Origin of the sequence: Candidatus Magnetominusculus dajiuhuensis (genome assembly GCF_046044395.1) — a bacterium.
Classification (GTDB): Bacteria; Nitrospirota; Thermodesulfovibrionia; order Thermodesulfovibrionales; family Magnetobacteriaceae; genus Magnetominusculus; species Magnetominusculus dajiuhuensis.
Genome location: NZ_JBJUSG010000153.1, coordinates 1 through 2500, shown reverse-complemented (window position 1 = coordinate 2500; position 2500 = coordinate 1). Strand labels below are relative to the sequence as shown.

The window sequence follows — 2500 nt, the reverse complement described above, 5'->3', positions numbered from 1 at the left end:
TCATCCCCCACGCGGCGTCGCTGCGTCAGGCTTTCGCCCATTGCGCAAAATTCCTCACTGCTGCCTCCCGTAGGAGTCTGGACCGTGTCTCAGTTCCAGTGTGGCCGTCCATCCTCTCAGACCGGCTACCCGTCTTAGGCTTGGTAAGCCTTTACCTTACCAACTACCTGATAGGACGCAGGCCCATCCTTGTGCAGATTACTCCTTTTCCCACTTCTATTACCTAGTCGTGGTCTTATCCGGTATTATCCACCGTTTCCAGTGGTTATCCCAGGCACAAGGGCAGGTCACCTACGCGTTACTCACCCGTCCGCCACTTAGTTATGTCAGGTTACCCCTTCATAACTCCGTGTGACTTGCATGTGTTAAGCACGCCGCCAGCGTTCGCTCTGAGCCAGGATCAAACTCTCAGTTTAAACTTTTACATTCAACCCGAGTTTGTCTCAAGCTCTAATCTTATTGGCTTTTTGACTTGTTCTGTCTTAGTTGAAAATTCTCTATTGACAGGAGCACTACGCATTAATTTAGCTTTTCAAAGAACTCATGTAACCTGTCTATACTATACATCATCGTTTTTCGTTTGTCAAGTAAAATCTTTTGCTTTTTTAAAATAATTATTTTTTCTCTACAATCAACATGCCACTGCCTTTTACCGCCTTCCCTACAACCGCATAGAATGCGCCTGAATCGCGAAATACCTTCAGATTTTCCTCTTTTAACGCAACCAAAAGCCCCCCTGACGTCTGCGGGTCGGCCAATATAAGACGCTGCTGCGTATTTACCGCCCCTGAAAACTCGGCCTTGTCCGAAACGTACTTAAGATTCTTATATGCCCCACCAGGGCACATCCCCTCCTCGGCCAGCTCAATCACATTATCCATCAGTGGCACGGCGTCGGCGCTTATGACAAAATCTATCTGCGAGTTCCTGACCATATTATGTGCGTGGCCCAGCAGCCCGAAGCCCGTAACGTCGGTGCAGGCCGATGCCCCGGCCTTTAGGGCAAGCGCTGATGCCTCCGCATTCAGTGTAGTCATCCACTTCACCGCCTCCGCAATGTGTTCGTCGCCAAATGTGCTGCGCTTTAGCGCTGTGGTAATAATCCCTATGCCGAGTGGTTTTGTAAGGATTACAACGTCACCCTCTTTGGCACCCCCGGCCCTTAGTATCCTGTTTTTGTCTATTGTCCCCGTTACGGAAAGTCCAAACTTCAGTTCTTTGTCATCGAGGCTGTGTCCGCCTATTAAGACCGCACCGGCGAGTTTTATTGCCTTAAGAGCCCCTTGCAATATTGCCTTGAGCACATCTGTCTTATATGTGCAGCTTGGGAAGGCCGCTATGGCCAGCGCAGCAACGGGTCTGCCTCCCATGGCATATATATCGCTCAGTGAGTTGGTGGCGCTTATCTGTCCAAACGTAAAAGGGTCATTAACCAATGGCGTAATGAAATCTACTGTCTCTACGATTGCCGTGTCGCCGATTAAATAGACACCAGCGTCATCGCCAGGGCCGACCAGCACCTCTGCCCGCACACCGGCTTCGCCAATGCGCTCTTGCGATTCGCCGCGAATTGAGTCAATTACGTCCTCAAGGTCCGCCGGACCCATTTTGGACACTCAACCGGCTGCTTGTACTTTTTCCGTTAACCTATATTCCATAGCCTTATATTGTACACATTCATGTTGATAAATTTAAAGCATTTTTTTTCGTACTCCGGGATAGGACAACATTCAGTCTGTTTTAATCTGATAATTCCTTTTCTATCGCCGTTATAACAAATTGATTAAGCGAAACACCCATTGTTTTTGCTTTTACAGCCGCTTTCTTGTGCAAATCAGGATTGATTCTGACATTAAAGCTGCCCTTGTATGATTTCCCAGGTTCTTTTCCAACCTCTTTGCAAAGCTCAAGATAGTCATCTATGGCCTCATGAAAATTTGTTATCAGTTCTTCAACCGTTGACCCTTCATAAGAAACGAGATCATTAATACCTTCAATTTTTCCGTGAAACACCATATCCTCTTCACTAAAACAGACAGAACCTATCAATCCTTTGTGAGTCATAATATTTTTCATTTCAACACCCCCATTTCTTTAAGAGAATTAACAATATCCGTTACTTGATAAGGTTGTAAAATCTGCCCGGGATGCGGCTTATGAAGTCTCAGTATATGTTTCGTTTTTAAATTTATAAAAGCCACCCGTGAGCCGCTTGTCTTGCCGCATAGAGCCTTATCATATCCATAATGCTTCAAAAGCACTATAAGCTCATCGAAGGTAAAATCCTTTGGCTTCGAAATGAATCTATCTATAAGCTTGCTGATTTTACTCACTATCTGATTATAACAAATTTATTTAATTAATGCAACTGATATATAGTTGCATTTAGAGATCCCAAAGATAAATTCGCCCCCCCTTTCCTGCTCGTCCAAAATAGAGCCTATTGCCCTATAACCGACATAGAGAAGCGAAAAGAGTTAAAAGCCCCCGTGCTTTAAGG

The 2500-nt window shown here is 45.6% G+C and carries 3 protein-coding genes and 1 rRNA gene (1 of these 4 cut by a window edge); all 4 read right to left on the bottom strand.

Annotated elements, in window-relative coordinates:
• A 16S ribosomal RNA gene (locus tag AB7D94_RS15430) occupies positions 1-416 on the bottom strand; it reaches 1114 nt to the left of the window's first position.
• 198 nt (positions 417-614) lie between these two features.
• Positions 615-1607 carry a selenide, water dikinase SelD gene (gene selD, locus AB7D94_RS15425; RefSeq protein ID WP_420266878.1) on the bottom strand — a complete coding sequence of 331 codons (993 nt, stop codon included), beginning with the start codon at positions 1605-1607 and terminating at the stop codon, positions 615-617.
• Between the two features lie 133 nt (positions 1608-1740).
• Positions 1741-2076 (bottom strand): type II toxin-antitoxin system HicB family antitoxin, encoded by a 336-nt coding sequence (locus AB7D94_RS15420; protein WP_420266877.1) that lies wholly within the window; start codon positions 2074-2076, stop codon positions 1741-1743.
• The gene (locus AB7D94_RS15415; protein ID WP_420266879.1) at positions 2073-2261 is read right to left on the bottom strand and encodes a type II toxin-antitoxin system HicA family toxin; all 189 of its coding nucleotides are present in this window, start codon (positions 2259-2261) and stop codon (positions 2073-2075) included. Before AB7D94_RS15415 ends, AB7D94_RS15420 begins: the two co-directional genes overlap by 4 nt.
• Positions 2262-2500 lie beyond the last annotated feature (239 nt).